We start from the raw sequence: 24,129 nt of genomic DNA on the forward strand, positions 1-24,129 counted from the left end.
GATCAACGAATTGGACTGACGCCGATGACCACCACCGACAGCACTGAAAAGCAGCCTTTCAATCTTTCGCGCTGGGCCATCGGCCATCCCTCGATCGCGCGCTTCCTGTTCGGTCTGATCATCATTGCCGGCGCGCTCGGCCTAATGCGCATGGGCCAGAAGGAAGACCCCGATTTCACTTTCCGCGTCATGGTCGTCCAGGCGATCTGGCCGGGCTCCTCGATCCAGGAGATGGAAGACCAGGTCGTCAACAAGATCGAGCGCAAGCTGCAGGAAACGCCGCACCTCGACTTCGTCCGTTCCTACACCCGCGCCGGCAGCGCCATCATCACCGTCCAGATCAAGGGCGACACCAATGCAGAGGAGGTGAAGGACGCCTTCTACCAGGTGCGCAAGAAGGTTGGCGACATCTCCGGCGACCTGCCGCAAGGCCTGCTCGGGCCCTATTTCAACGACGAGTTCGGCGACACCTTCATCACCCTGCACTCGATCGGCGGCGACGGCTACAGCTATCCGGAGCTGAAGAAATTCGCCACCCAGGCTCGCGACATGCTGCTGACGACGCCGGGCGTCGAGAAGGCCGTCATCATCGGCGACCAGCCGGAGAAGCTTTATATCGACGTCTCGTCCAAGGCCCTGGCCGAACGCGGCCTGACGCTGACCGACCTGCAGAACGCCATCAAGGGCCAGAACAATGTCGATCCGGCGGGCTCCGTCGACACCGGCCTGCGCTCGGTGCGCATCTCGGTCGAGGGCGATGTCACCAGGGCTGCCGACATCAGGGAATTGCGCCTGCGCGCCGGTGGTCAGGTGACACGTCTTGGCGACATCGCCACCGTGAGTTCCGGTCTCGAAGATCCCTATCAGCGCAAGTACCGCTTCAACGGCCACGAAAGCGTCCAGGTCGGCGTCGTCATGGCCAAGGGTTTTAACGTCAGGGACGTCGGCACGGATGTCGAGGCGACCTACAAGCGCTTTGAGGAAGCGCTGCCCTACGGCGTTGCGGTTGACCAGATCTCCAACCAGCCCGAGGTTGTCAAGGACGCCGTCAACGAGTTCATGGAGGCGCTCGGCGAGGCGCTGCTGATCGTGCTTGCTGTCTCGCTGCTGTCGATCGGCTGGCGTTCCGGCCTGGTCATCGCCATTGCCATTCCGCTGGTGCTGGCCGCCACCTTCGCCATCATGTACGAGCTCGGCATCGATCTGCAGCGCATTTCGCTCGGCGCCCTGATCATCGCGCTCGGGCTGTTGGTCGACGACGCCATGATCGTCGTCGAGATGATGGAGCGCAAGCTGGAGGAGGGGCTGGTCAAGATCGAGGCGGCGAGCTTCGCCTATTCCTCGACCGCCTTCCCGATGCTGAGCGGCACGCTGATCACTATCGCCGGCTTCATCCCGGTTGGCTTCGCCGCCTCGACCGCAGGCGAATATGTGCGCACGCTGTTCTATGTCGTCGGCATCGCGCTCGTCGTGTCGTGGTTCGTCGCCGTCTATTTCACGCCGTGGCTGGGCTACATGATCCTCAAGCAGCGCAAGCATGCCGGCAACCATCATGACGCCTTCGACACCGGCTTCTACCGGCGGCTGCGCGCCACGGTCGGCTGGGCGGTGCGCCACCGCATCATCGTTCTGGTGATGACGCTGGTCACCTTCGCCACCAGCCTGTGGGCGTTCCAGTTCATCCCACAAAACTTCTTCCCGCAATCCTCGCGGCCGGAAATCCTCGTCGATCTCTGGTTGCCTGAGGGAACCTCGATCAAGGAAGTCGAGACGCAGGCCAAGGCGCTGGAAGCCCGGATGATGGACAACAAGGACAAGCGCTTCATCGCCACCTATATCGGCGAAGGCGCGCCGCGCTTCTTCCTGCCGCTCGACCAGCAATTGCGCAATCCGAACTATGCGCAGCTTCTGGTGATGGCCAATGACGAGCCGGCGCGTGAGCGGCTGATCCTCAAGCTGCGCTCAGTCCTGGCGCAGGATTTCCCTTCGATCCGCTCCAAGGTCGACCGTCTGTTCCTCGGCCCGCCGACCGGCTGGCCGGTGCAGATGCGCATCATGGGTCCGGACCGCCAGGAGGTGCGCCGCATCGCCGACCAGGTGAAGGCGAAATTCGCCGAAAATCCGCTGCTCGGCGCCCTCCATGACGACTGGCTGGAGCCGGTACCGGCGATGAAGCTGGTCATCGACCAGGACCGCGCCCGTGCGCTTGGCGTCACCTCGCAGCGCATCCGCCAGATGCTGCAGGCAGCGATGTCCGGCGCGCCGCTCGATGACTTCCGTGATGGCGAGGAGACGGTTTCCATCGTCGCCCGCGAACCGGACGCCAGCCGCAGCCTGCTGTCCTCGGTCGACTCGGTCTATATCCCGACCGATTTCGGCGGCTTCGTGCCGCTGTCGCAGGTGGCCAAGGTGGTGCCGGTGCTCGAGCAGGGCGTCGAATGGCGGCGCGATCGCCTGCCGACCATCTCGGTGCGCGCCACGCTGCCGGATGGCGTGCAGTCGAACGACGTCGTCACCAAGCTCTACAATGACATGCAGGGCATGCGCGCCGGCCTGGCGCCCGGCTACAAGATCGAGATCCAGGGCGGTGCGGAAGATTCCGCCGAAAGCCAGGCCTCGATTGCCGCCAAGGCGCCGATCATGCTGGCCGTCATCGTCGTGCTCCTGATGATCCAGCTGCAGCATTTCGGCAAGGCGATGCTCGTGCTGGCCACCGGTCCGCTCGGCATCATCGGTGCGGCGGCGGCGCTGTTGATCAGCGGCGCGCCGTTCGGCTTCGTCGCCATCCTCGGTGTCATCGCGCTGCTCGGCATCATCATGCGCAACTCGATCATCCTGGTCGACCAGATCGATCAGGACATCGCCAGGGGGATGGACCGATCGGAGGCCATCATCGGCTCGGCCGTGCGCCGTTTCCGGCCGATCGTGCTGACGGCGATGACGGCGGTGCTGGCGCTGATCCCGATCTCGCGTGCGGTGTTCTGGGGACCGCTCGCCTACGCCATGATGGGCGGCATCCTCGTCGCCACCGTACTCACCATCCTGGTGCTGCCGGCAGGCTACGCGCTGTTCTTCGGCCGCGAGCCGAAGAAAGGCAGGAAGCCGGCTGATGAGGCCGTGCAGGACAATGACAGGCCGCCACTGGCCCTGGCCGCCGAGTAGGCGCTGCTGGGGCACAGGATCTTCCTTGGAAAATGCTGGAACGCCGTACGCTTGACGTGCGGCGTTCTGGCTTTCTCCTTGCCGGTGGCACCGAGCACCCAGGCAAGTATCTCAACACCAGGCGGGTTCATCAAAATAGGTTGAACGGCCACCTGTATGAAAATGCTTCGCGGCGCCGGTTTTGCAAAACAGAATTCCTTTCCAGGACGGCAAAGCCGTCCGATCCTGCTTACATATCGGAGCGGCAACGCTCATTCGCATCAGGTGATCATCCCATGGTAGACAATAAGCAATTGCGGCTCGGCGCCTTCATGCGTCCGGTCAGTCTTCACACCGGGGCCTGGCGCTATCCCGGCTCATATCCCGATGCCAACTTCAACTTCGCCCATCTGAAGCGCTTCGCGCAGACGCTTGAGGCGGCGAAGTTCGACGCCTTCTTCATGGCCGACCATCTGGCCGTTCTCAACATGCCGATCGAGGCGCTACGGCGCAGCCACACGGTGACCTCGTTCGAGCCGTTCACGCTGCTGTCGGCGCTCGCCGCCGTCACTGATCATATCGGCCTTGTCGCCACCGCATCGACGACCTTCGACGCGCCCTATCACATTGCCCGTCGCTTCGCCTCGCTCGACCATATCAGCGGCGGCCGCGCCGGCTGGAACATCGTCACCACATCCAATCCCGACGCCGCGCTGAACTTCGGCCTCGACGAGCATGTCGAGCACGACGAGCGCTATCACAATGCGCGGGAATTCTACGATGTGGTGACCGGCCTCTGGGACAGCTTTGCCGACGACGCCTTCATCCGCGACGCCGAGAGCGGGCTCTATTTCGATCCCGCGAAGCTGCATGTGCTCGACCATAAGGGTGAGCATCTCTCGGTGCGCGGCCCGCTCAACATTGCGCGGCCGGTGCAGGGCTGGCCGGTCATCGTCCAGGCCGGCGCATCTGAGGCCGGGCGGCAGCTGGCAGCCGAAACGGCGGAGGTGATCTTCGCCGCCCATTCCGATCTGGCGGCTGGGCAGCGCTTCTTTGCCGATGTCAAAAGCCGGGCCGAGAAGCTCGGCCGTTCGCGCGACGACATCAAGATCCTGCCCGGCGCCTTCGTCATCGTCGGCGACAGTGTCGAGGAAGCACAGGCCAAACGCGCCAAGCTCGACAGCCTGGTCTATTACGAGAGCGGCATTGCCTCGCTGTCGATCGCGCTCGGCCATGACGCGTCGGCCTTCGACCCCGACGCGCCCTTGCCCGAAATCCCCGAGACCAATGCCTCGAAGAGCGGCCGCGAGCGCGTCATCGAGCTGGCGCGCCGGGAGAATTTGACCGTCCGCCAGCTGGCGCAGCGGCTCGGCGGCTATTCCGGCCTTGCCTTCGTCGGCACGCCTAAAACCATCGCCGACGCGATGGAGGAATGGTTGGTTGCCGAGGGGTCAGACGGCTTCAACGTCATGTTCCCCTATCTGCCTGCCGGGCTCGATGACTTCGCCGAGAAGGTGGTGCCCGAGCTGCAGCGGCGAAAGCTCTTCCGGCGCGAGTATGAGGGCACCACCTTGCGCGAGAATCTCGGCCTGAAGCGTCCGCCGAACCGGTTCTTCGAAGGCTCCGAAGCGGCCACTCGCAAGGCCGGCTGACGTCCTGCCACAAAAAGAAACGGGCGCGCCGAAGCGCGCCCATTCTTTTCAGCCATCACTTTCAGATGACGAAGTACCAGTTGGCGAGCAGCATCACCACCAGGCCGGCGACCAGCGTCAGGTAGGGCAGCATGCCTGCCTTTTTGACCGAGAGGTCTGCGCCCGCCATGCCGAGGTCGGCCAGCATGTGGTCGGGGAACCTGCCCTTGTCTTGGACGTAGTGCCGGTAGCAGAACACCGGGATGATCAAGGCGGCTGTGATCAGGCCGGCCCAGAGCGCCATCGGGTTCCACACCTTGGCGCCGGCGCCCATGAAGATGGCGTTTACATAGGCGAAGATGGCGCCGAGGCCGAGCAGCCAGCTCGGCGCCTTCCACGGCCGGTTGATGTGGCCGTTGTCGATGCGGTGGATCCAGCCGGCATTGAGGTTGAGGAAGTTGAAGATGATGTAGCCGCAGTTCGACACGGCGAGGATGAAGAAGAAGCTCGTCGCGTCGGCCGAGGCGATGGCCAGCACGATCAGGTTGAAGACGAGATCGGTCCACATGGCGCGCGTCGGCGCGCCATGCTCGTTGACGTGGCTGAGATAGCGCGGCAGCCAGCCATCGACCGAGCCCTGGTAGAGCGTGCGCGACGAGCCGGCCATTGCCGTCATGATGCACAGCACCAGCGCCAGGATCATCAGCATCACCAAGAGGCTGTGGATCAATGCGCCACCCCCGACCATGCCGGCCAGTGCATCGGCGACACCCGAGCCGTCGACGATCGGCGTCGCCAGCATGCCGTTGAGGCCCAGCACGCCCTGGAAGGTGAAGGGCACCAGGATGAACAGAAGCATGCAGAGCAGGCCGGAATAGAAAATCGCCTTGAACGTGTCGGTGCCCGGGTTCTTGAACTCCGATGTGTAGCAGACGGCGGTCTCAAAACCATAGGTCGACCATGCGGCGATGAACATGCCGCCCAGCACCAGCGTCCAGCCAGCAATGTTCCACGAGCCGGGCTCCGGCGCGTAAGCCGCCGCCAGCGGCACCAGCGGCGAAAAGTTCGCCCAGTTGATCTGGCCGGTGACGATCGGCACGACACCGACGATCAGCATCGGGATGATGACCAGCAGGCCGATATACTTCTGCACATTGGCGGTGCCGAGAATGCCGCGATGCTGGATCGAGAAGATGATCAGCATCAGCACCGCGCCGATGAAGAAAGTGGCATTGAGGGTGAAGGAGACAGGACCCAGCGTGTGGCTGAACAGCGTCCAGTTGCGGATCGCCGGCGTGGCCGCCGTGGTCACCGCGGCGATGGCGTCGGCAGGCACCGTTCCGGCGTGCGCCGCGATATAGGCGACGACATCCGGCGAGGCCTCGGTGAACAGCGGCACCGGCGCCAGCGCGTTGAGGATATAGGCGGCGGCGATCGAGCAGCCCAGCGACAGCACCGGCGACCAGGCGAACCAGTTGCACCACACCGACAGCGGCGCGATGAACTTGGAATAACGCAGCCAGGCGGTGGCGCCGTAGATCGAGGCGCCGCCCGACTTGTTCGGGAACAGGCCGGCGATCTCGGCATAGGTGAAGGATTGCAGGAAGCCCATGATCATGGAAGCGATCCAGATCCCGAAGGCCAGCGTTCCCGTCGTTCCGGCAATGCCGCCGATCGAAAACAGGACAAGGGCAGGAACGCCGCTCGCCACCCAGAAGGCGCCGCGCCAGTCGATGTTGCGGAGCAGCTTGCCTTCAGCGGGCTGCTCCAGGGCAGTGGTAATCGTGCTCATCTGTCTGAATTCCCCATTTTGTGTTCCCGGCCGGTGATGCCTCGGCTTCGCGAAGCTTGTTCCCCGGTACATGACCGCACGACTCCAGTGTTTCCACTCAGTCGTATTTTTTTCTTAACAGTGAAGATTGATCCGGCGCGCTTTCACGTCAAGTGATTTGTGGCGCCGTGCACATCACGGTTGCGAAACGCTCGCTTTGTCCTTCTCCCCTTGTGGGGTGAGAAGCGGTCCGCGGTAGCGGACGGAAAGCCAATTGCTTTCGAGCTTCGAACGCCCTGAGCCTGCGAAGGGCCGGGGGTGCAACCCTCAGGATCGCGGCCTGGTCTTTTGCGGATCGTAGTGGGCGAAGGCCACGACGCGCGCCGGCAGCCGCTTGGCCTGCCCGTCGAGTTTGCCGATCTCGACCTCTGTGCCGGTGGCCGCATGGGTGACGTCAAGCCTCGCCAGAGCGATGTTCTTGTTCAGCACCGGCGAGCGCATGCCCGAGGTGACGACACCGATCTGGGCGCGGCCGATATGGACACAGTCGCCATGGCCGACCGCGACATTGCTGTCGATGTCGAGGCCGACGAGCTTGTGCTGCGGATGTTCCTTGCGCCTTATCAGCGCCTCGCGGCCTATGAAATCGTCGGTCTTGGTCTTCAACGGCACGGTGAAACCAATGCCCGCCTCGAACGGGTCGGTCTGGTCGGAGAATTCGTAACCGGCGAAGATCAGCCCGGCTTCGATGCGCACCATGTCGAGTGCCTGCAGGCCCATCGGCTTCAGCCCGTGCGGCTGGCCGGCCTCCCAGATGGCATCGAACACTTTTTCGGCGTCGCGTGGGTGGCACCAGATTTCGTAGCCGAGCTCGCCGGTATAACCGGTGCGCGACACCACGACCGGAATGCCATTGCCGCCGCCGATGCGCGCGACAGCGAAGCGGAACCATTCGAGTTCGTCGATCGACGGTTGCAGCGGCGAGGTCCAGACCACCTCTCGCACAATGTCACGGCTCTTCGGCCCTTGGACAGCGACATTGTGCATCTGGTCGGTGGACGAGCGCACCAGCACGTTGAGGCCGAGTTTTCTGGCGGTGTCGCGCAGCCATTCGCCGGACAGGTCATCGCCGGCGACCCAGCGGAAATTGTCCTTGCCGAGCCGCAGCAGCGTGCCGTCGTCGATCATTCCGCCATGCTCGTAGCACATGGCGGAATAGACGACCTGGCCGACGCCGAGCTTCTTGACGTCGCGGGTCAGCGTGTATTGCAGCAGCGCTTCGGAATCGGGACCGGTGACCTCGAACTTGCGCAGCGGCGACAGGTCCATGATCACCGCGTCCTGCCGGCAGGCCCAGTACTCGGCGATCGGCCCCTCTTTGGCGAAAGAATTGGCCAGCCAATAACCCCGGTATTCCACGAAGTTGCGGGTGTGCTTGGCGAAGCTTGAATGGAAGGCGGTCTCGCGGGTCATTTTCGGTTCCGAATCGGGCGTCATGCGTCTGGCGATCGCTCGCGAGAATTTGTGTTGGCCGGAATAGGTTCGCACATGGATGTCGGTCGGGTTCCAGCCATTGGCCGGTGTCGTGTCGTCGGGACAGGCGGAGGAGACGCAGACAATGTCGGTGAGCGCCCTGAGCAGGACATAGTCGCCGGCGCGCGACCACGGCTCATCCGACACCATCACGCCATGGGCGTCGATCTCCGTGTTGAAGAAGAAGTTGATCGCCATCCAGCCGGCACGTGGGGTCACACCCTTGTCGGCCAGCTCGCGGTTGAAATTCTCCGAGCAGTTGGTGTGGCCGGGATAGCCGATGTCGTCGTAATATTTGGCCGCACACGCCAGCGCGAACGCGTCATGCCGGCCGCATGTGTCCTGGATAACCTCGACCAGGGGCTCCATGTCCTGGTCGTAATATTTCGAGTGAAGGCCGGGCATCGGGTAGCTCGACCCCATCAGCGTGCGCGTGGTCGTTACGTCGAGCGGATGGTCCAGCCCCTTGTCCAGCTTGCGCGCCGAGAAGCACTGGAAATCGGTGCACTGGCGGCCGTCGACATCGATGATCTGCAGGTAGTCGCCCGCCTTGACGAAATAGGATTCGGCTGTCGCCGAATGGACGCGCAGATCGAGCACCGGATCGGCAAGCGGATCGGCCAGCTGCGACTTTGACTTCAGGCGCACGGTGGCGCGGCGCACCATGACGGTGAGCGGCGTTGCCGTATCATGGCTGTCGACGAGCATCGGCCCGCCGGGTGCGGCAATCAGCATCGCGCCGTCGCGCCTGACCGTGAATGCCTGCTCGGTGCCGGCAGGCGTTGCGCCGCCGAACACACGCACCGCCTTGGGCTCGTCGAGCTGCACCTGGCGGCGCTCAAGGCCACGACGGACGGAAGCCAGGCTGTCATCGCCCTCGGCCAGAAGCGCCTTGATCCCGGCGGCATTGCTGTTGGACTTTTCGCCGAGGATGGAAGGATCGGTGGCGCCGGTCCTGTCCCAGGCCAGCAACTCGCAAGCCTGCCCGCCCTCGACATTGCGCACGGTGAACGTATCGCCGGCCTCGACCTCGATCAGCACCGCGCCATTCCCCAGGATAGTATGGCGCTCCATGCCCGGCGGCAGCGCGATCTGGCCGGGCCGCAGGATGAGGCTCGGCCGCGGCGGCCCGGCTGTCACTGAAGGGTAGGGCGACTGGCTCATCTCAGCCTTGCGGTTACAGAAACAAGTTTGCCTGTGTGTAAAATTATTTTAGCAGCAAGAATAGCAGCGCGGTTGGGTTTGGCAAGGTGGAGGTGGCGTTCTCGACGCGGTCGCTGCAGGTTAGACCCTTCCAATCAAACCCATCTTCCGAACGCCAGCGCCGCCCCTCATCTGGCTGCCGCCATCTTCTCCCCGTAAACGGGCGAAGCGGTCGTCGCCGGCTTCGCCAATCGCCAACGTTGCAGGATGAGCGCCGAGGCTGCGGCCAGCTTCTTTCTCCCCGTCACTATACGGGGAGAAATGCCCGGCAGGGCAATGAGGGCGGCGCCAACATCTGAAACTATCGAGCTAAAGCTCCTCGGAATGCTCGACAGCCACACCATACTCCGCAGCCGAATCCAACATCGTGTGCCACAGACTTTCGGCAAACGTCGCAAACACCAGGAGGTTGAACACCGCCTGCCCATCCGCCTTGTCACCACCACGCCAGAGCGTGACGCTGGTGTGATCCATCGAAGTCGCGGCAGCAGCGCCAACCGGAAACGCATCGGGATGCAAATCAATCGACGACAGTTTCGCCAGCATGGCGCGCGCCTTGGGGCCGCAGACGCTGATCAGCACGCGGGCATGCGATTGGTCGGATAGTGAGGCGGAAGATGCAAAGGTCTGAGCGAGCACCTCAGTCCTGCCACCCTTCGACAGGACAAAAAACTGATCCGGTCCCGACCAGATCAGCGTCGCATCCGCGGTGCCAACCGCCTTCGGCGTTTCCGGAGCCGCGACGCCGAAACGAGCGTTCGCCGCCTCGGCCAAATCACCCGCCTTGCCGCGCCGTGCCATCACCTGGACGAGGTCGAAATTACGGATCTCGGTCAGCGACACACCGGCATCGCCTTGCACGCCGTAAGCGCCAGGAGCGAGCGCGCGCTCGAGCGGGCTACGAACATCCCAGGAAAAATCAGCCACGCTGGCGCCCTCCATCGGGATCGTAGAAGACGGGATTGCAGAGTTCGACATCATAGTCTTCACCGCGCAGCGGATCATGCGCGTGGACGATCTCGCCGATGCGTTCGCGGCCGCGCTCGACAAGGCCGAGACCGATCCACTGGTCGAGCGCCGGCGAGAAGCAGACCGAGGTGACGTAGCCCTGGTCGTTATCAGGCCCGGGCGTCTGGCCCTTCGGGATGATGTGCGCGCCGGAGCGCAGGCGGCGCGCCTTGTCGACCGGCTTGATCCCGACCACGACCTGCCGGTCCGGCGCCACCAGCGCCTCGCGGCCGGCCATGACGCGACCGATGAAATCCTTCTTGGTCGACATCATCTTGCCAAGGCCGAGATCGGCGGCGGTCGTCGTGCCGCTCAGTTCCGGCCCAGCGACATGGCCCTTTTCAACGCGCATGACGCCGAGGGCTTCTGTGCCATACGGCGTCACGCCGAACGGTTTTCCCGCCAGCATCAAATTGCGTGCCATCGCTTCACCGTAACGCGCCGGCACCGAAATCTCGAACGCCATCTCGCCGGAGAAGGAGATGCGGAACAGCCGCGCCTTGATGCCGCCGCGCAAAGCGACTTCGCGCACGCCCATGAAGGGAAAACCTTCGTTCGAAAGGTCCTCGGCAGGGTCGACGATTTCCTTCAACAGGTCTCGCGTCCTTGGCCCGGCAATCGAGAATTGCGCCCACTGGTCGGAGACCGAGGTCAGTTGCACGTCGAGTTCGGGGAATAGCACCTGCCGGCAGAATTCGAGATGCTGCATCACCAGCCCGGCCTTCGCCGTGGTCGTGGTGAGGAAATAATGGTCATCGGCCAGCCGCGAGGTCGTGCCGTCATCATAGACGAGGCCGTCCTCGCGCAGCATCAGCCCGTAGCGGGCTTTTCCCACGGCAAGGTTTGAGAAGGTGTTGATGTAGACGCGGTCGAGGAAGGCGCCGGCATCGGGGCCGTGCACATCGATCTTGCCCAGCGTCGAGACATCGCAGAAGCCGACGCCGCCGCGCACCGCCTTGACTTCGCGGGTCACGGATTCCAGCCAGTCCTTCTCGCCGGCGCGCGGATACCATTGCGCGCGCTTCCACAGGCCGGTGTCGACAAAGATCGCGCCCTGTTCGGCCGCCCAGTGATGCGACGGCGTCAGCCGCGTCGCATGGAAATTTTCGTCGCGATGGTGGCCGGCAAAAGCGCCGATGGCGACCGGCACGTAGGGCGGGCGATAGATGGTCGTGCCGGTCTCGGGAATGGATTTGCCCGACACCGCCGCCATGATGGCGAGGCCGGCGACATTGGACGTCTTGCCCTGGTCGGTCGCCATGCCGAGCGTGGTGTAGCGCTTCAGATGCTCGACCGATTCAAAGCCTTCGCGCTGCGCCAGCTCGATGTCGGATGCGGTGACATCATGCTGCTGGTCGACGAAAGCCTTGCCTTTGCCGGCGACGTGCCAGAGCGGGGTCAGCGAGAACGCCTCGTCGTCGGCGACCGGTGCCGATCCCGCATTGCCGATCCGGCTGGCGTCATGCGCCGCTGCGGCGCCGGCCTCGAAACCTGCGCGCAGGCAGGCGCCTAGCCCGAAGTCACCATTAGCCGCACCTGCGGCGACCATACCGGGCGGCGCGCCGTCCGGCACGAAGGCGGCGATGTCGTCTCGCCATTTCGGCCGGCCGCGATGGTAAGAGGTGAGCCCGACCGCCGGATTCCAGCCGCCGGAAACGGCAAGCCCGTCGGCCTCGACCTCGGCGCGCGCGCCGCCGGTCAGCGACACCGCTATTTTTCTTACGCCGTCCTTGCCGCCGTCGACGCCGCTGACCGAACCATGCAGCACGGTGAAGCCGTTCATGGAAGCGAGAGAACGATGGGCAGGCGAGACGTCAGGCCGCGCGTCGATCACCGCCGCGATCTGCAGCCCGGCGCCGAGTGCCGTCTCGACCGTGCGCCAGCCATCCTCATTGTTGGTGAACAGCGCGATCCGCTTTGCCGGCGTCGCCGCATAACGTGTGACGTAGGTGCGGATGGCGGACGCCATCATCACGCCGGGCGTGTCATTGCCGGCAAAGACGATGGGACGCTCAATCGCGCCGGCGGCGACGACGCAGCGCTTGGCCACGATGCGCCACAGGCGCTGGCGCACCTGATGCTCGGGCGGCACCGGCAGATGATCGTTGACCCGCTCGATCGCGCCATAGGTACCGCCGTCATAGACGCCGAACAGGGTCGTGCGGGTCATGATGCGGACATCCGGCATCGAGCTGAGCTCGGCCAGTGTGCGCGACAGCCACTCCGCGGCCGGCAGACCGTCGATCGTGCCGCCATCCGACAACAGACGGCCGCCGGGCGCAAAATCTTCTTCGCACAGGATGACGCGCGCACCGCTGCGGCCTGCAGCGAGTGCGGCGGCGAGACCGGCCGGACCAGAGCCGGCGATCACCACATCGCAATGCGCCCAGGCCTTGTCGTAGTGATCCGGATCGGGGGTGACCGCCGCGCGACCCAGACCCGCGGCGCGTCGGATCGCCGGCTCGTAGACCATTTCCCAGAATTTTGCCGGCCACATGAAGGTTTTGTAGTAGAAGCCGGCGACGAAGATCGGTGCGAACAGCTGGTTCACCGACATCACATCGTGGCGCAGCGACGGCCAGCGGTTCTGGCTGGCCGCTTCGAGGCCTTCATAGAGTTCGGCCGTCGTGGCCTTGGTGTTGGCCTCGCGCCGTGCGCCGGTGCGCAGTTCGACCAGCGCGTTGGGTTCTTCCGAGCCCGCAGTCAGAATGCCGCGCGGACGATGGTATTTGAACGAGCGGCCGACCAGCTTGACGCCATTGGCGACCAGCGCCGACGCCAGCGTGTCGCCCTGGAAGCCGGAAAATGTCGTGCCGTCGAAGCGGAAGGTGAGGGGGGTGGAACGGTCGATGAGACCGCCGGATGAGAGACGATGAGAGGTCACGATGTCCAGCCTCTGATCCATATGGTGTCACGGCGAAGGATGGCGCCGTCCCTTACCCTCCCCCTTGTGGGGAGGGTCGCTGCGCAGCAGCGGGGTGGGGGTGCGGCACCGACCCCCACCCGGACCTGCGGTCCTACCTCCCCACAAGGGGGAGGTAGGGGGCTGGCGCTTTTCGCGACGGCTGTGGTCTCGACAGAATAGCTCATGTCTCCACCTGGCTCGCACCAGCCCCCGCCGCCGGTTCCACCGCGGAGATCTCGTGCGTCAGCGTGTTGCGGGTGACCTTCAGCCAGGCCCGGCAGCCACCGCCGTGATACCAGTTCTCTGCCATCACGCCGGCGATGTTGTCGCGCAGATAGACGTAGTCGTAGACAGCATCCTCGCCGGCACCCGCCGCCGGCCGCGCCGGCTTGGCGTCGCCGAGATAGCTGAACTCGCCGAGTTCGCGTTCGCCGCAGAAGGGACAGACAATACGCATCTCGCCAGCCTCAGTGCAGGTTCGGTTGGGCGCCCTGGCCCTTTTCGTCGATCATGGCGCCAGTCCGGAAGCGGTCGAGCCGAAACAGCGCCGCCTCCTTGTGCGTTTCGTCACGCGCCAGAAGATGGGCAAAGACGAAGCCGGAACCGGGCGTCGCCTTGAAGCCGCCATAACACCAGCCGGCGTTGAGGTAGAGCCCCTCGACCGGCGTCTTGTCGATGATCGGCGAGCCATCCATCGACATGTCCATGATGCCGCCCCACTGGCGCAGAAGCCGCACGCGGCCGATCATCGGGATCAGCGCCATGCCGCCTTCGCAGACATCTTCCATGACAGGCAGATTGCCGCGCTGGGCGTAGGAATTATAGCCGTCGATGTCGCCGCCGAAGACCAGCCCGCCCTTGTCGGACTGGCTGACATAGAAATGCCCGGCGCCGAAGGTCATGACGCCAGGAATGAGCGGCTTGATCGCCTCCGAGACGAAAGCCTGCAGCACATGGCTTTCGATCGGCAGGCGCATGCCCGCCATCGCTGCGACACGCGACGATGACCCGGCGACTGCCATGCCGACCTTGCCGGCGCCGATCTTGCCGCGCGACGTCTCGACGCCAGTCACCTTGCCGTTGCCGTCCCGGACAAAGCCGGTGACCTCGCAGTTCTGGATGATGTCGACGCCGAGTTCGCTCGCCGCATGGGCATAGCCCCAGACCACCGCGTCATGCCGCGCGGTGCCGCCGCGGCGCTGCAGGAGGCCGCCCTGCACGGGAAAGCGCGCATGGTCGAAATTCAGGAACGGCAGCATCTTCTTCAGCGCCGCCTGGTCGAGCAGTTCGGCATCGATGCCATTGATGCGCATGGTGTTGCCGCGCCGCGCATAAGCGTCGCGCTGCGCATCGGAATGATAGAGGTTGAGGACGCCGCGCTGGCTGACCATGGCGTTATAGTTGAGGTCCTGCTCCATCCGCTCCCAAAGCTTCATCGAAAGCTCGTAGAAGCCGGTATTGCCGGGCAGGCCGTAATTGGAACGGATGATGGTGGTGTTGCGGCCGGCATTGCCGGAGCCGATCCAGCCCTTTTCCAGCACGGCGACGTTTCTGATGCCGAACTCGCTGGCGAGGAACCAGGCGGTGGCGAGCCCATGGCCGCCGCCGCCGATGATCACAACATCGTAGTGGTCCTTGGGCGCCGCATCGCGCCAGGTGCGCTGCCAGTTCTTGTGGCCGGAAAGGGCAGCACGGGCGAGCGAGAAGATCGAATATTTCATCAGGTCATTCCGAGGTCGCTCGCACAGCTGGGACGATTATATGTCCAACGTGTGGTCGCGCTCCCATTGCGTGAAGTGCGAAGCATAGGAATTCCATTCCTGGTGCTTCAGCTTTAGATAAGCCGACGAGAATTCCTCACCCAGCGCCGCCTTGAGCGATTTGTCCTTGTCGTATTCGCGAAGCGCGTCGAGCAGATTGAGCGGCAGCTTCGGCGCGCCTTTCACCGTGTGGCCGTTCTGGTACATGTCGATGTCGTAGCGCTTGCCGGGATCGGCCTTGGAGCGGATGCCGTCGAGACCGGCGGCAATGATGACGGCCTGCAGCAGATAAGGGTTTGCGGCGCCGTCCGGCAACCGCAGCTCGAAGCGGCCGGGGCCGGGCACGCGCACCATGTGGGTGCGGTTGTTTCCGGTCCAGGTCACCGTGTTCGGAGCCCAGGTGGCGCCCGAAATGGTGCGCGGCGCGTTGATGCGTTTGTAGGAGTTCACCGTCGGGTTGGTGATGGCGGCCAGCGCCGAGGCATGTTTCATGATGCCGCCAAGGAAATTCTTGCCCTTGGCCGACAGGCCGAGCTCCATCGCATTGTCGGCAAAGACGTTGACCTTGCCGGCCTTGTCCCACACCGAAATATGGGCGTGGCAGCCATTGCCGGTCAGGCCCTGGAAGGGCTTAGGCATGAAGGTCGCGCGCAGGCCGTGCTTTTCCGCCACCGACTTGACCATGAACTTGAAGAACGAGTGCTTGTCGGCGGTCGCCAGCACATCGTCGAAGGCCCAGTTCATCTCGAACTGGCCGTTGGCGTCCTCATGGTCGTTCTGGTAGGGGCTCCAGCCCAGCGCCAGCATATGATCGCAGATCTCGGCGATGACATCGTAGCGGCGCATCACCGCTTGCTGGTCGTAGCAGGGTTTTGAAGCCGTGTCGTATTTGTCGGAGATGACGCTGCCGTCCGGCGAGATCAGGAAGAACTCAGCCTCGACGCCGGTCTTGACATGCATGCCGTCAGTGGCGGCTTCCGCAATCAGCCGGCGCAGCGTGTTGCGCGGCGCCTGCTCGACCTCCTTGTCGTCCATGATGCAGTTGGCGGCGACCCAGGCGACCTCGGGCTTCCACGGCAGCTGGATCACCGAATCCGGATCCGGCACCGCCAGCATATCAGGATGCGCCGGCGTGAGGTCGAGCCAGGTGGCGAAACCGGCGAAGCCGGCGCCGTCCTTCTGCATGTCGGCGATCGCCTGCGCCGGCACCAGCTTGGCGCGCTGGCCGCCGAATAGGTCGGTGTAGGAAATCATGAAATATTTGACGCCGTTCTCTTTGGCGAATGCGGCGAGATCGTTCCCCATTATAGTTCCTCGCTTATTTTGATGTGTTTTTTAGAAGCCGTTTTTCCCCGGTATCCAGTTGGTGCCGGCCAGCGGCACGCCGGCCATGGCGGCGGCTTCGATGGTGAGGGCTACGAGATCCTCGGGCTCGAGATTGTGCAGGCTGTTCTTGCCGCAGGCACGCGCAATGGTCTGCGCCTCCAGCGTCATCACCTTGAGGTAGTTCGCCAGCCGCCGTCCGGCGGCGACCGGATCAACCCGCTTCATCAGTTCGGGGTCCTGCGTGGTGATGCCCGCGGGGTCGCGACCCTCGTGCCAGTCGTCATAGGCCCCGGCGGTGGTGCCGAGCGCATTGTACTCCGCTTCCCAGCGCGGATCATTGTCGCCGAGTGCGACCAGCGCTGCCGTGCCGATCGACACCGCGTCGACGCCGAGCGCCAGCGCCTTGGCGACGTCGGCGCCGTTGCGGATGCCTCCGGAGACGATCAGCTGCACCTTGCGGTGCATGCCGAGATCCTGCAGCGCCTGCACTGCCGGCCTGATGCAGGCAAGCGTCGGCTGGCCGACATTTTCGATGAATACTTCCTGCGTCGCCGCCGTGCCGCCCTGCATGCCGTCGACGACGACGACATCGGCGCCGGCCTTCACCGCAAGTGCAGTGTCATAATAGGGGCGGGCGCCACCGACCTTGACGTAGATCGGCTTTTCCCAGTCGGTGATCTCGCGCAGTTCGAGGATCTTGATCTCGAGATCGTCCGGCCCGGTCCAGTCGGGATGGCGCGAGGCCGAACGCTGGTCGATGCCTTTCGGCAGCGTGCGCATTTCGGCAACGCGGTCGGAGATTTTCTGGCCAAGCAGCATGCCGCCACCGCCCGGCTTGGCGCCCTGGCCAACGACCACTTCGATGGCGTCGGCGCGGCGCAAATCCCTGGGGTTCATGCCGTAGCGCGACGGCAGGTACTGGTAGACCAGTTGCTTGGAATGGCCGCGCTCTTCCTCCGTCATGCCGCCGTCGCCGGTGGTGGTCGACGTGCCTGAGAGTGTGGCGCCACGGCCGAGCGCTTCCTTGGCCGGGCCGGACAGCGACCCGAAGCTCATGCCGGCAACGGTGATCGGGATTTTCAGCTCGATCGGCTTCTTGGCATAGCGCGAGCCCAGCACCACCGACGTGTCGCACCGCTCGCGATAGCCTTCCAGCGGATAGCGCGAGATCGAGGCGCCGAGGAACAGCAGATCGTCGAAATGCGGCAGCTTGCGCTTGGCCCCGGCGCCCCTGATGTCATAGATGCCGGTCGCCGCGGCGCGGCGGATTTCGGAAAGCGTGTAGTCGTCGAAGGTCGCGGATTTGCGCGGCGTCGTCGGCGGGTTCTTGTAGGTCATGCTGCCTCAATACGCGTCGGCGTTGTCGATATTGAAATTGTAGAGCGTGCGCGCCGAGCCGTAGCGCTTGAATTCCGACGGCTTGACGCCGGTGACGCCGGCGCGGTCGAGCAGTCCCTGCAGCAGTTCGATATGCTCGGGCCGCATCTCCTTGGCGATGCAGTCGGCGCCCAGGCTTTCGACCTTGCCGCGCACGAACAGCCGCGCTTCGTAGATGGAATCGCCAAGTGCGCCGCCGGCATCGCCCAGCACCACCAGATTGCCGGACTGCGCCATGAAGGCCGACATGTGGCCGATATTGCCGTGCACGACGATGTCGATGCCCTTCATCGAGATGCCGCAGCGCGACGAGGCGTTGCCCTCGATGACGAGCAGCCCGCCCTTGCCGGTGGCGCCGGCATACTGGCTGGCGTCGCCCTTGATGACGATCGAGCCCGACATCATGTTTTCGCCGACGCCAGGTCCGGCCGAGCCGTGCACGGTGATGGCAGCGCCGTCATTCATCCCGGCGCAGTAGTAGCCGACGCTGCCGCGCACATCGATGCTGACAGGCTGATCGACGCCGACGGCAACCGAATGGCTGCCCTTCGGGTGCAGCACTTCCCACGCCGTTTCGTTGGAGCCGGGCGTCAGATTGTGAAGCGCCTGGTTGAGCTCGCGCAGCGACGACACATCAAGATCGAAGACCCGGGACGCCTGGTCTTGCGCCGCCTTCGAAAGTTTGGTTGCCGGCATGAGCTCAATGCTCCCAGAAATAGACGGTTGCGGGTTCCGGCTCCCAGACCCTCGCATTGTCTATGCCGGGCAGCTTGGTCAGCGCCCGATATTCCGAGCCGAAGGCGACATACTGGTCGGTCTCGGCCATGACGGCGGGCTTGCAGGCGATCGGATCGCGCACCACGCCGAAACCGTTCTTGGTGCCGACGACGAAGGTGAAGAAGCCGTCGAGATCGGACAGCGTGCCTTCCAGCGCCTCGCCGAGGTTCTTGCCATGCGCCATCTGCGACGAGAGATAGGCGGCGGCGACCTCGGTGTCGTTCTCGGTCTCGAATTTCATGCCCTCCCGCACCAGCTCACGCCGCACATTATTGTGGTTGGACAGCGAGCCATTGTGCACCAGGCACTGGTCGGCGCCGGTCGAGAACGGATGCGCGCCCATCGTGGTGACGGCCGATTCCGTCGCCATGCGGGTATGGCCGATGCCATGCGTGCCGGTCATCGAGCGGACGTCGAAACGGTCGACGACCGCTTCCGGCAGACCGACTTCCTTGTAGATTTCCACCGCTTCGCCGGCGCCCATGATGCGCACGTCGGGGCGGATTGACTGCAGCGCTTCGCGCGCGGCATCGACCTTGTCGGGCGCGGTTCTCAACACTGCATGGGTGGACTTCACCGCTATGCTCACCGGCGCGCCGATGGCCTTCGCGAGTTCGGCGTCGAGGCCGCGGAAATCGCGCTCGGGCTTCGCGGACTGGATGGTGATCTTGGCTTCATTCCTGGAAGGCGCGCCATAGATGGCAATGCCGGCGCTGTCGGGGCCGCGATCGCTGAGCGATATCAGCATCTGCGACAGCATCGAGCCGAGCTGCGGCTCAAGCGACTTGTCTTTCAGAAAAAGTCCGACGATTCCACACATGTCAGCCTCCCGACGTTACCACTAGACGATGATGTATCGAATGCGTCGTGCGAATTCAATCGTATGAAAAAAATATTCCTGTAGTTACGTATCCGGCTCGATGCGGCCTTGTGAACTATCGCCGCCGTCGCGGGCGCTGTGAATCCATGTGGCGGTGCGGATGCGGGCTATTCTGTAGGCATCGAGGATCGACAGCGCATAGATCAGGAAGCCGCCGGCGTGGCGGCCGACGAAGCTGGCATCGGCCGGCGCGATCTTGGCCGTCACCCAGGCGAGGATCACCATGAAGAACAGGAACTGCAGGCCGCGCACGGGCACGCCCAAAATGACGTGGCCGCTGGCCGGTAAGACGATGGCAGCGCCGAGCACCAGATACGGGTTTGTCGGTGCGGGTGCGCTCATGCGACCTGCCTTTCCTGTCGGTTGATGGCATCGCGCAGCACTGAGGCCGAGGTCAGCAGTCTCTCGACCAGCGTTGGATCCAGCCTTGCGCCGCCGAATGCGGCCTGCCGGAACACGCCGTAGCGCGCCCGCTCGGCCTCGGCCAGCAGCCAGACGATGCGCACGCCGTTCGGGGTGATCAAGAGTTCCTTGGCGCGGCCTTCGGCAAAGATGTCGAGATGGCTGGCGATCAGGTTCTGCGGAAAGCGCGCCGCCCTGAGGTCGGTTCGCAGCACGGCTTCAGCCGGAAATCCCGGAGCCTTCGGCAGCGTATGCTGAAGATGATCGAAATTGGAGAAGGTCGTCGGCGAGCCCGGCCGCATCATCATGTCGAAGGTCGCCGGCACCGCAACCGGCTCTGTGATCGTGACACTCAACCATCGCGCCGGCAGCTTTCGCGTAGCCAGCGTGTCGACGATGGTGCGCAGCTGCACGCGCTGTCCGTTCCATGTGCCGACCCAGGTGACAACGCCGGCTGTGCCATCGGAGACATCAACGGCATCTGTGATGACGGTCCGGATGCTGGCTGCCTCGGCTGCAAGATCAGCCTTGGCCTTTTTGCGGCTGGCGCGCGTATGCCAGGCGAGGTGCAGGACGAGAGCCACGGCGACCGCCCCGGCCAGCAATGCTGTCGTCACGTCAGACACCTCGTCACGCCATGCCCGCCCAGACCGGCAGGCCCTCTCCTGTCAATAGCCCTGCGGCTTCGGCCACGGCATGGTGAACTGGTCGCCGCGGCGCACATAGCGGTAACGGTAGAAGTGGAACCACAGCGAGATCAGGAAGTAGAAGGCGACCATGGCGATCAGCTGCGTGCCGTAGCCGAGGAAGATCGCAAAGAAGGTCACCACGCAGAGGCAAAACAGCACGATCGCCGGGATCGGGTGGAACGGGTGCGTATAGCCGCGGCGGATCGTGCCCAGCGGCCACTTTTTGCGGAACATCATGATGTTTATGCTCATGAAGGTGTATTGCAGCACGCCCGACAGGATTGAGAAGGTGATCGCCTGGTTGAGGTCGGCGATGAAGGCGAAGGCGAGCGCGATCGGCAACAGGAACAGGATCGAGCGATAGGGCGTGCGGTATTTCGGGTGCACGGCCGAGAACCATGTCGGCAGATAGCGGTCGCGTCCAAGCGAGAACCACGCGCGGGCCGCATCGTTGATACAGCCATTGGCCGACGCCAGTGCCGCGAGCAGCGTGGCGACGAACAACAGGTTTTCCAGCAGCGGGCTGCCGGTCAGCTTGCCGGCGTCCCACAAGGGATAATAGGTGATACCGAGGTACTCCCAGGGCATCAGCGAGGCGCAGACATACCAGGTCATGGCGGCGGCGATCAAAAGCGTGATCATGCCGGCCATCGTGCCGTAAGGCAGCGAACGCGCCGGCGAGCGCACTTCCTCGGCGGCCTGCGTGGTGCCTTCGATGCCGAGATAGTACCAGATGCCGAACTGGAAGGCCGCGATGACGCCGATCCAGCCATAGGGCAGCGCATTGCCGGGGGTGACCAGTTCGTTGAGCTTCAGCACAGCACCCTGCGTCCAGGGGCTGACCGAGAAGAACAGGATAACGATCGAGACATAGGCTATCGCCGTGATGACGAAGTTGACGTTGAGCGTCATCAGCACGCCGCGATAGTTCAGCCATGCCAGCACGACGATGGTGGCGGCAATGAAGGAGTTGTGGGTGAGCCCTTCGACGCCGGCCTTGGCGACGATGGTGTCGCCGAGCAGGATGGCGTCCGAAACCTCCAGCATGGTGTAGGCAAAGACCAGGAACAGCGCGACGTTGAAGGCCATCAGCGGCCCGACAATGTGCTTAGCCTGCGCGTATTGGCCGCCGGCGGCGGCAACCGTCGATGTCACCTCGGAGTCGATCATGGCGACCGAAGTGTACAAGAGCCCGACCACCCAGCAGACGATCAGCGCCGCCAGTGCGCCGCCCTTGTCGGCCGAGAAATTCCAGCCGGTGAATTCGCCGACCAGCACGATGCCGACGCCAAGCGCCCAGACATGGGCGGGGCCGAGCACGCGCAGCAGTGAAACTCTGTCGCCGTGTATTGCCGGTTCAAGCGTGATCGTCATTGTTCAATCCCCACTCAGATCCGGTGTTTTTCGGAAGCGGCTTCAAGCTCGCCTTCGCGCGAGGAAGTCAGCACCTCCTCGGAATAGGTCGTGTCGATCTTGAACCAGTCGTAGAGCATCCACAGCGCAAGCACGACCGAGATGCCCCACGATGCGTAAGAGAGTGCGACCCACATGAGCGTGCTTCCCCAAAATCTCTGGCGTTACTTGTCGTCGAACTTTTCGTTGATGACGTCGCGATATTCGCGGTCGGAGGCGCGGAACAGGAAGACGAAATAGCCGATCAGCACCGCCGCCATGATGATCAGCGTCGGCCAGTCGATGATGTAGTGGAAGCGGTTCTGGATGATGTCGTGCGCGGTCTCCGGCGTATAGCCGAGCTTTTCCCAGATCGAGGCCATGGTCGGGTTCTGTCCCAACGCTTCCCAGGTTTTGGCATCGAGCGCGTCGATGGATTTCGCCGCACCCGCCAGGCCGAGTTTCAATGGCAGCCACAGCGCCACGAAAATGGCGACCACGACGACCACGATATCGAAAATCTGCCCGGCCTTGCCTTGTTCCGGCGGCGTGTAGCGCGACATGTCTTCTACCCCTCAGGACGTTCTGTTTTCAGGACTTGCGGCTGCGGGCCGCGTCGGCGTTCTTGATGTCGAGACCGTAGATGAAGTCCTTGTCTTCCTTGTAGTGATTGACCATCGCCAGGATGGCGGCCGTATTGAAGATCAGCACGGCGGCGGCAGCGATGGCGACGACGATCTTGATCCCGGTGTCCGGGATGTAGGGCCATGTCATGACGAGCACGAAGAGGATCGTCGCCCAAAGGCAGATGATCAGGAGCGCGGACCCGCGCAGGTCGGAACGGTACAGCGTTTCGATGCGCTGCTGCAGGTCTGACATCGGTTTCCCCTTTTCCAGCGCCCGACCCCGAATTGGCCGCCCGCTGCCTCTTTCAACAGAGTGAAATTTTTTTCATAAATTCGGGCCGAATCCAGCAATTGTCAAGCCGATTTTACGTTGGGTTAACCGTTTGTCCCCAGCCGCGAATTTTGCCTGACAATGAAATTATTTGCTTCCGGGTATTGCGGCATCAGGACGTTTGCGATCAATATTCGACCAAATGCTCCCGCCTCGCGCAGGGAGCCGGGAACACAATAGAATTTTCGAACGGAGGATTTGCGGATGACGGCATCCTGGAGATTTTCGACCCTGGCGGATCGCCATCGCGCGTTAGGCTCGAAGCTCGAAGACTGGAGCGGCATGGGCACCGCCTGGACCTACGACAAGGACGCCGACGAGGAATACACCGCCATCCGCACCAGGGCCGGGCTGATGGATGTGTCGGGCCTGAAGAAGGTTCACATCACCGGGCCGCACGCCTCACACCTCATCGACCTGGCAACGACGCGCGACGTGGAGAAGATCTATCCCGGCAAGTCGGCCTATGCCTGCATGCTGAACGAGGCCGGAAAATTCACCGACGACTGCATCCTCTACCGCACCGGGCCGAACGCCTGGATGGTGGTGCACGGCTCCGGCACCGGCCATGAGGAATTGCAGCGCGCTTCCGTCGGCCGCGACGTATCGCTGCGCTTCGACGACAATCTGCACGACCTGTCGCTGCAGGGACCGACCGCGGTCGACTATCTCTCAAAGCATGTGCCGGGCATTCGCGACCTCAACTATTTCCATCATATGCAGACGCAGCTGTTCGGCTTTCCCGTCATGATCTCGCGCACCGGCTATACCGGCGAGCGCGGCTACGAGATATTCTGCCGCGGCCAGGACGCCGGCACGATCTGGGACAGGATCCTCGACGAGGGCAAGAGCGCCGGCATCATTCCGTGCCGCTTCACCACGCTCGATATGCTGCGCGTCGAAAGTTATTTGCTGTTTTATCCCTATGACAACTCGCAGAAATATCCGTTCGAGAACGAAGGCCCCGGCGACACGCTGTGGGAGCTCGGCCTCGACTTCACCGTCAGCCCCGGCAAGACCGGCTTTCGCGGCGCCGAAGAGCATTACCGCCTCAAGGGCAAGGAGCGCTTCAAGATCTACGGCGTGCTGCTCGACGGCAAGCAACCCGCGGATGAGGGCGCGCCGGTCTATCGCGACGGCAAAAAGGTGGGCGTGGTCACCTGCGCCATGTATTCGCCGCTGGTCGAGAAATCGATGGGCATCGCCCGCCTCGACGTCGACTGCGCGGTCAAGGACACCAAGCTCGAGATCCGCAACAAGAGCGGTTCGATCAGGGCGACGGCGCAGCCTCTGCCCTTCGACGATCCCAAAAAGACCAAGCGCACGGCGAAAGGCTGAGGCACAATCGACAGCGAGGGGTTTCGAGGTACGAAGTAG

19 protein-coding genes are annotated in these 24,129 nt (G+C 63.6%); 3 read left to right on the top strand and 16 right to left on the bottom strand.

The genetic code is table 11. From position 1 onward, the window contains the following. The first annotated feature begins 24 nt into the window (after positions 1–24). Both NKJ18_RS09755 and NKJ18_RS09760 read left to right on the top strand, forming a co-directional pair. Positions 25–3,162, top strand: a complete 3,138-nt coding sequence (locus NKJ18_RS09755) for an efflux RND transporter permease subunit (protein ID WP_023704835.1) — start codon at positions 25–27, stop codon at positions 3,160–3,162. Positions 3,163–3,437: 275 nt separating this feature from the next. Beyond that, positions 3,438–4,793: an LLM class flavin-dependent oxidoreductase gene (locus NKJ18_RS09760; protein WP_023752568.1), complete on the top strand. Its 1,356-nt coding sequence runs from the start codon at positions 3,438–3,440 to the stop codon at positions 4,791–4,793. 61 nt (positions 4,794–4,854) lie between these two features. On the opposite strand, the gene NKJ18_RS09765 is transcribed toward NKJ18_RS09760, so the two are convergent. The 16 genes from NKJ18_RS09765 to NKJ18_RS09840 all read right to left on the bottom strand — a co-directional run bounded on the left by NKJ18_RS09765 (position 4,855) and on the right by NKJ18_RS09840 (position 22,674). After that, positions 4,855–6,564, bottom strand: a complete 1,710-nt coding sequence (locus tag NKJ18_RS09765; protein WP_023752569.1) for a trimethylamine N-oxide permease — start codon at positions 6,562–6,564, stop codon at positions 4,855–4,857. A gap of 306 nt (positions 6,565–6,870) precedes the next feature. Then, entirely contained in the window at positions 6,871–9,240 is a 2,370-nt protein-coding gene (locus NKJ18_RS09770; protein WP_352758170.1) for a trimethylamine N-oxide demethylase, read from the bottom strand. A 348-nt stretch (positions 9,241–9,588) separates the two neighbouring features. Beyond that, positions 9,589–10,206, bottom strand: coding sequence for a sarcosine oxidase subunit gamma (locus NKJ18_RS09775; RefSeq protein WP_031201653.1), 618 nt, complete (start codon positions 10,204–10,206; stop codon positions 9,589–9,591). Further along, positions 10,199–13,192 carry a sarcosine oxidase subunit alpha gene (locus NKJ18_RS09780; RefSeq protein ID WP_352758171.1) on the bottom strand — a complete coding sequence of 998 codons (2,994 nt, stop codon included), beginning with the start codon at positions 13,190–13,192 and terminating at the stop codon, positions 10,199–10,201. The genes NKJ18_RS09775 and NKJ18_RS09780 overlap by 8 nt, the downstream gene beginning before the upstream one ends. A 181-nt stretch (positions 13,193–13,373) precedes the next feature. Continuing rightward, a complete protein-coding gene (locus tag NKJ18_RS09785; RefSeq protein WP_023820983.1) occupies positions 13,374–13,649 on the bottom strand; it encodes a sarcosine oxidase subunit delta in 276 nt (91 codons plus the stop codon). Positions 13,650–13,659: 10 nt separating this feature from the next. Next, positions 13,660–14,913 carry a sarcosine oxidase subunit beta family protein gene (locus NKJ18_RS09790; protein WP_023820984.1) on the bottom strand — a complete coding sequence of 418 codons (1,254 nt, stop codon included), beginning with the start codon at positions 14,911–14,913 and terminating at the stop codon, positions 13,660–13,662. 36 nt (positions 14,914–14,949) lie between these two features. After that, positions 14,950–16,257, bottom strand: a complete 1,308-nt coding sequence (glnT, locus tag NKJ18_RS09795; RefSeq protein ID WP_023726360.1) for a type III glutamate--ammonia ligase — start codon at positions 16,255–16,257, stop codon at positions 14,950–14,952. 30 nt (positions 16,258–16,287) lie between these two features. Continuing rightward, on the bottom strand, positions 16,288–17,616 hold the full coding sequence (locus NKJ18_RS09800) for an FMN-binding glutamate synthase family protein (protein ID WP_023668552.1): 1,329 nt from the start codon (positions 17,614–17,616) through the stop codon (positions 16,288–16,290). Between the two features lie 6 nt (positions 17,617–17,622). Then, positions 17,623–18,351, bottom strand: coding sequence for a GltB/FmdC/FwdC-like GXGXG domain-containing protein (locus NKJ18_RS09805; protein ID WP_023820985.1), 729 nt, complete (start codon positions 18,349–18,351; stop codon positions 17,623–17,625). A 4-nt stretch (positions 18,352–18,355) separates the two neighbouring features. Further along, a complete protein-coding gene (locus NKJ18_RS09810; protein WP_023668550.1) occupies positions 18,356–19,252 on the bottom strand; it encodes a class II glutamine amidotransferase in 897 nt (298 codons plus the stop codon). Positions 19,253–19,336: 84 nt separating this feature from the next. Then, positions 19,337–19,654 (bottom strand): hypothetical protein, encoded by a 318-nt coding sequence (locus NKJ18_RS09815; RefSeq protein WP_023668549.1) that lies wholly within the window; start codon positions 19,652–19,654, stop codon positions 19,337–19,339. Continuing rightward, positions 19,651–20,340, bottom strand: coding sequence for a hypothetical protein (locus NKJ18_RS09820; RefSeq protein ID WP_023820987.1), 690 nt, complete (start codon positions 20,338–20,340; stop codon positions 19,651–19,653). The genes NKJ18_RS09815 and NKJ18_RS09820 overlap by 4 nt, the downstream gene beginning before the upstream one ends. A gap of 42 nt (positions 20,341–20,382) precedes the next feature. Beyond that, positions 20,383–21,777 carry an APC family permease gene (locus NKJ18_RS09825; protein WP_023668547.1) on the bottom strand — a complete coding sequence of 465 codons (1,395 nt, stop codon included), beginning with the start codon at positions 21,775–21,777 and terminating at the stop codon, positions 20,383–20,385. Between the two features lie 14 nt (positions 21,778–21,791). Further along, positions 21,792–21,953 carry a hypothetical protein gene (locus NKJ18_RS09830; RefSeq protein WP_023668546.1) on the bottom strand — a complete coding sequence of 54 codons (162 nt, stop codon included), beginning with the start codon at positions 21,951–21,953 and terminating at the stop codon, positions 21,792–21,794. Positions 21,954–21,980: 27 nt separating this feature from the next. Further along, positions 21,981–22,358, bottom strand: coding sequence for a hypothetical protein (locus NKJ18_RS09835; RefSeq protein WP_023668545.1), 378 nt, complete (start codon positions 22,356–22,358; stop codon positions 21,981–21,983). A 28-nt stretch (positions 22,359–22,386) separates the two neighbouring features. Then, entirely contained in the window at positions 22,387–22,674 is a 288-nt protein-coding gene (locus NKJ18_RS09840) for a hypothetical protein (RefSeq protein WP_023804352.1), read from the bottom strand. Between the two features lie 282 nt (positions 22,675–22,956). Here NKJ18_RS09840 and NKJ18_RS09845 point away from each other — a divergent pair, with 282 nt between their 5' ends. Next, a complete protein-coding gene (locus NKJ18_RS09845) occupies positions 22,957–24,090 on the top strand; it encodes an aminomethyl transferase family protein (protein ID WP_023668543.1) in 1,134 nt (377 codons plus the stop codon). Positions 24,091–24,129 lie beyond the last annotated feature (39 nt).

It is taken from the genome of Mesorhizobium sp. M0217, from assembly GCF_040321955.1.
In the GTDB taxonomy this organism is placed as follows: Bacteria; Pseudomonadota; Alphaproteobacteria; order Rhizobiales; family Rhizobiaceae; genus Mesorhizobium.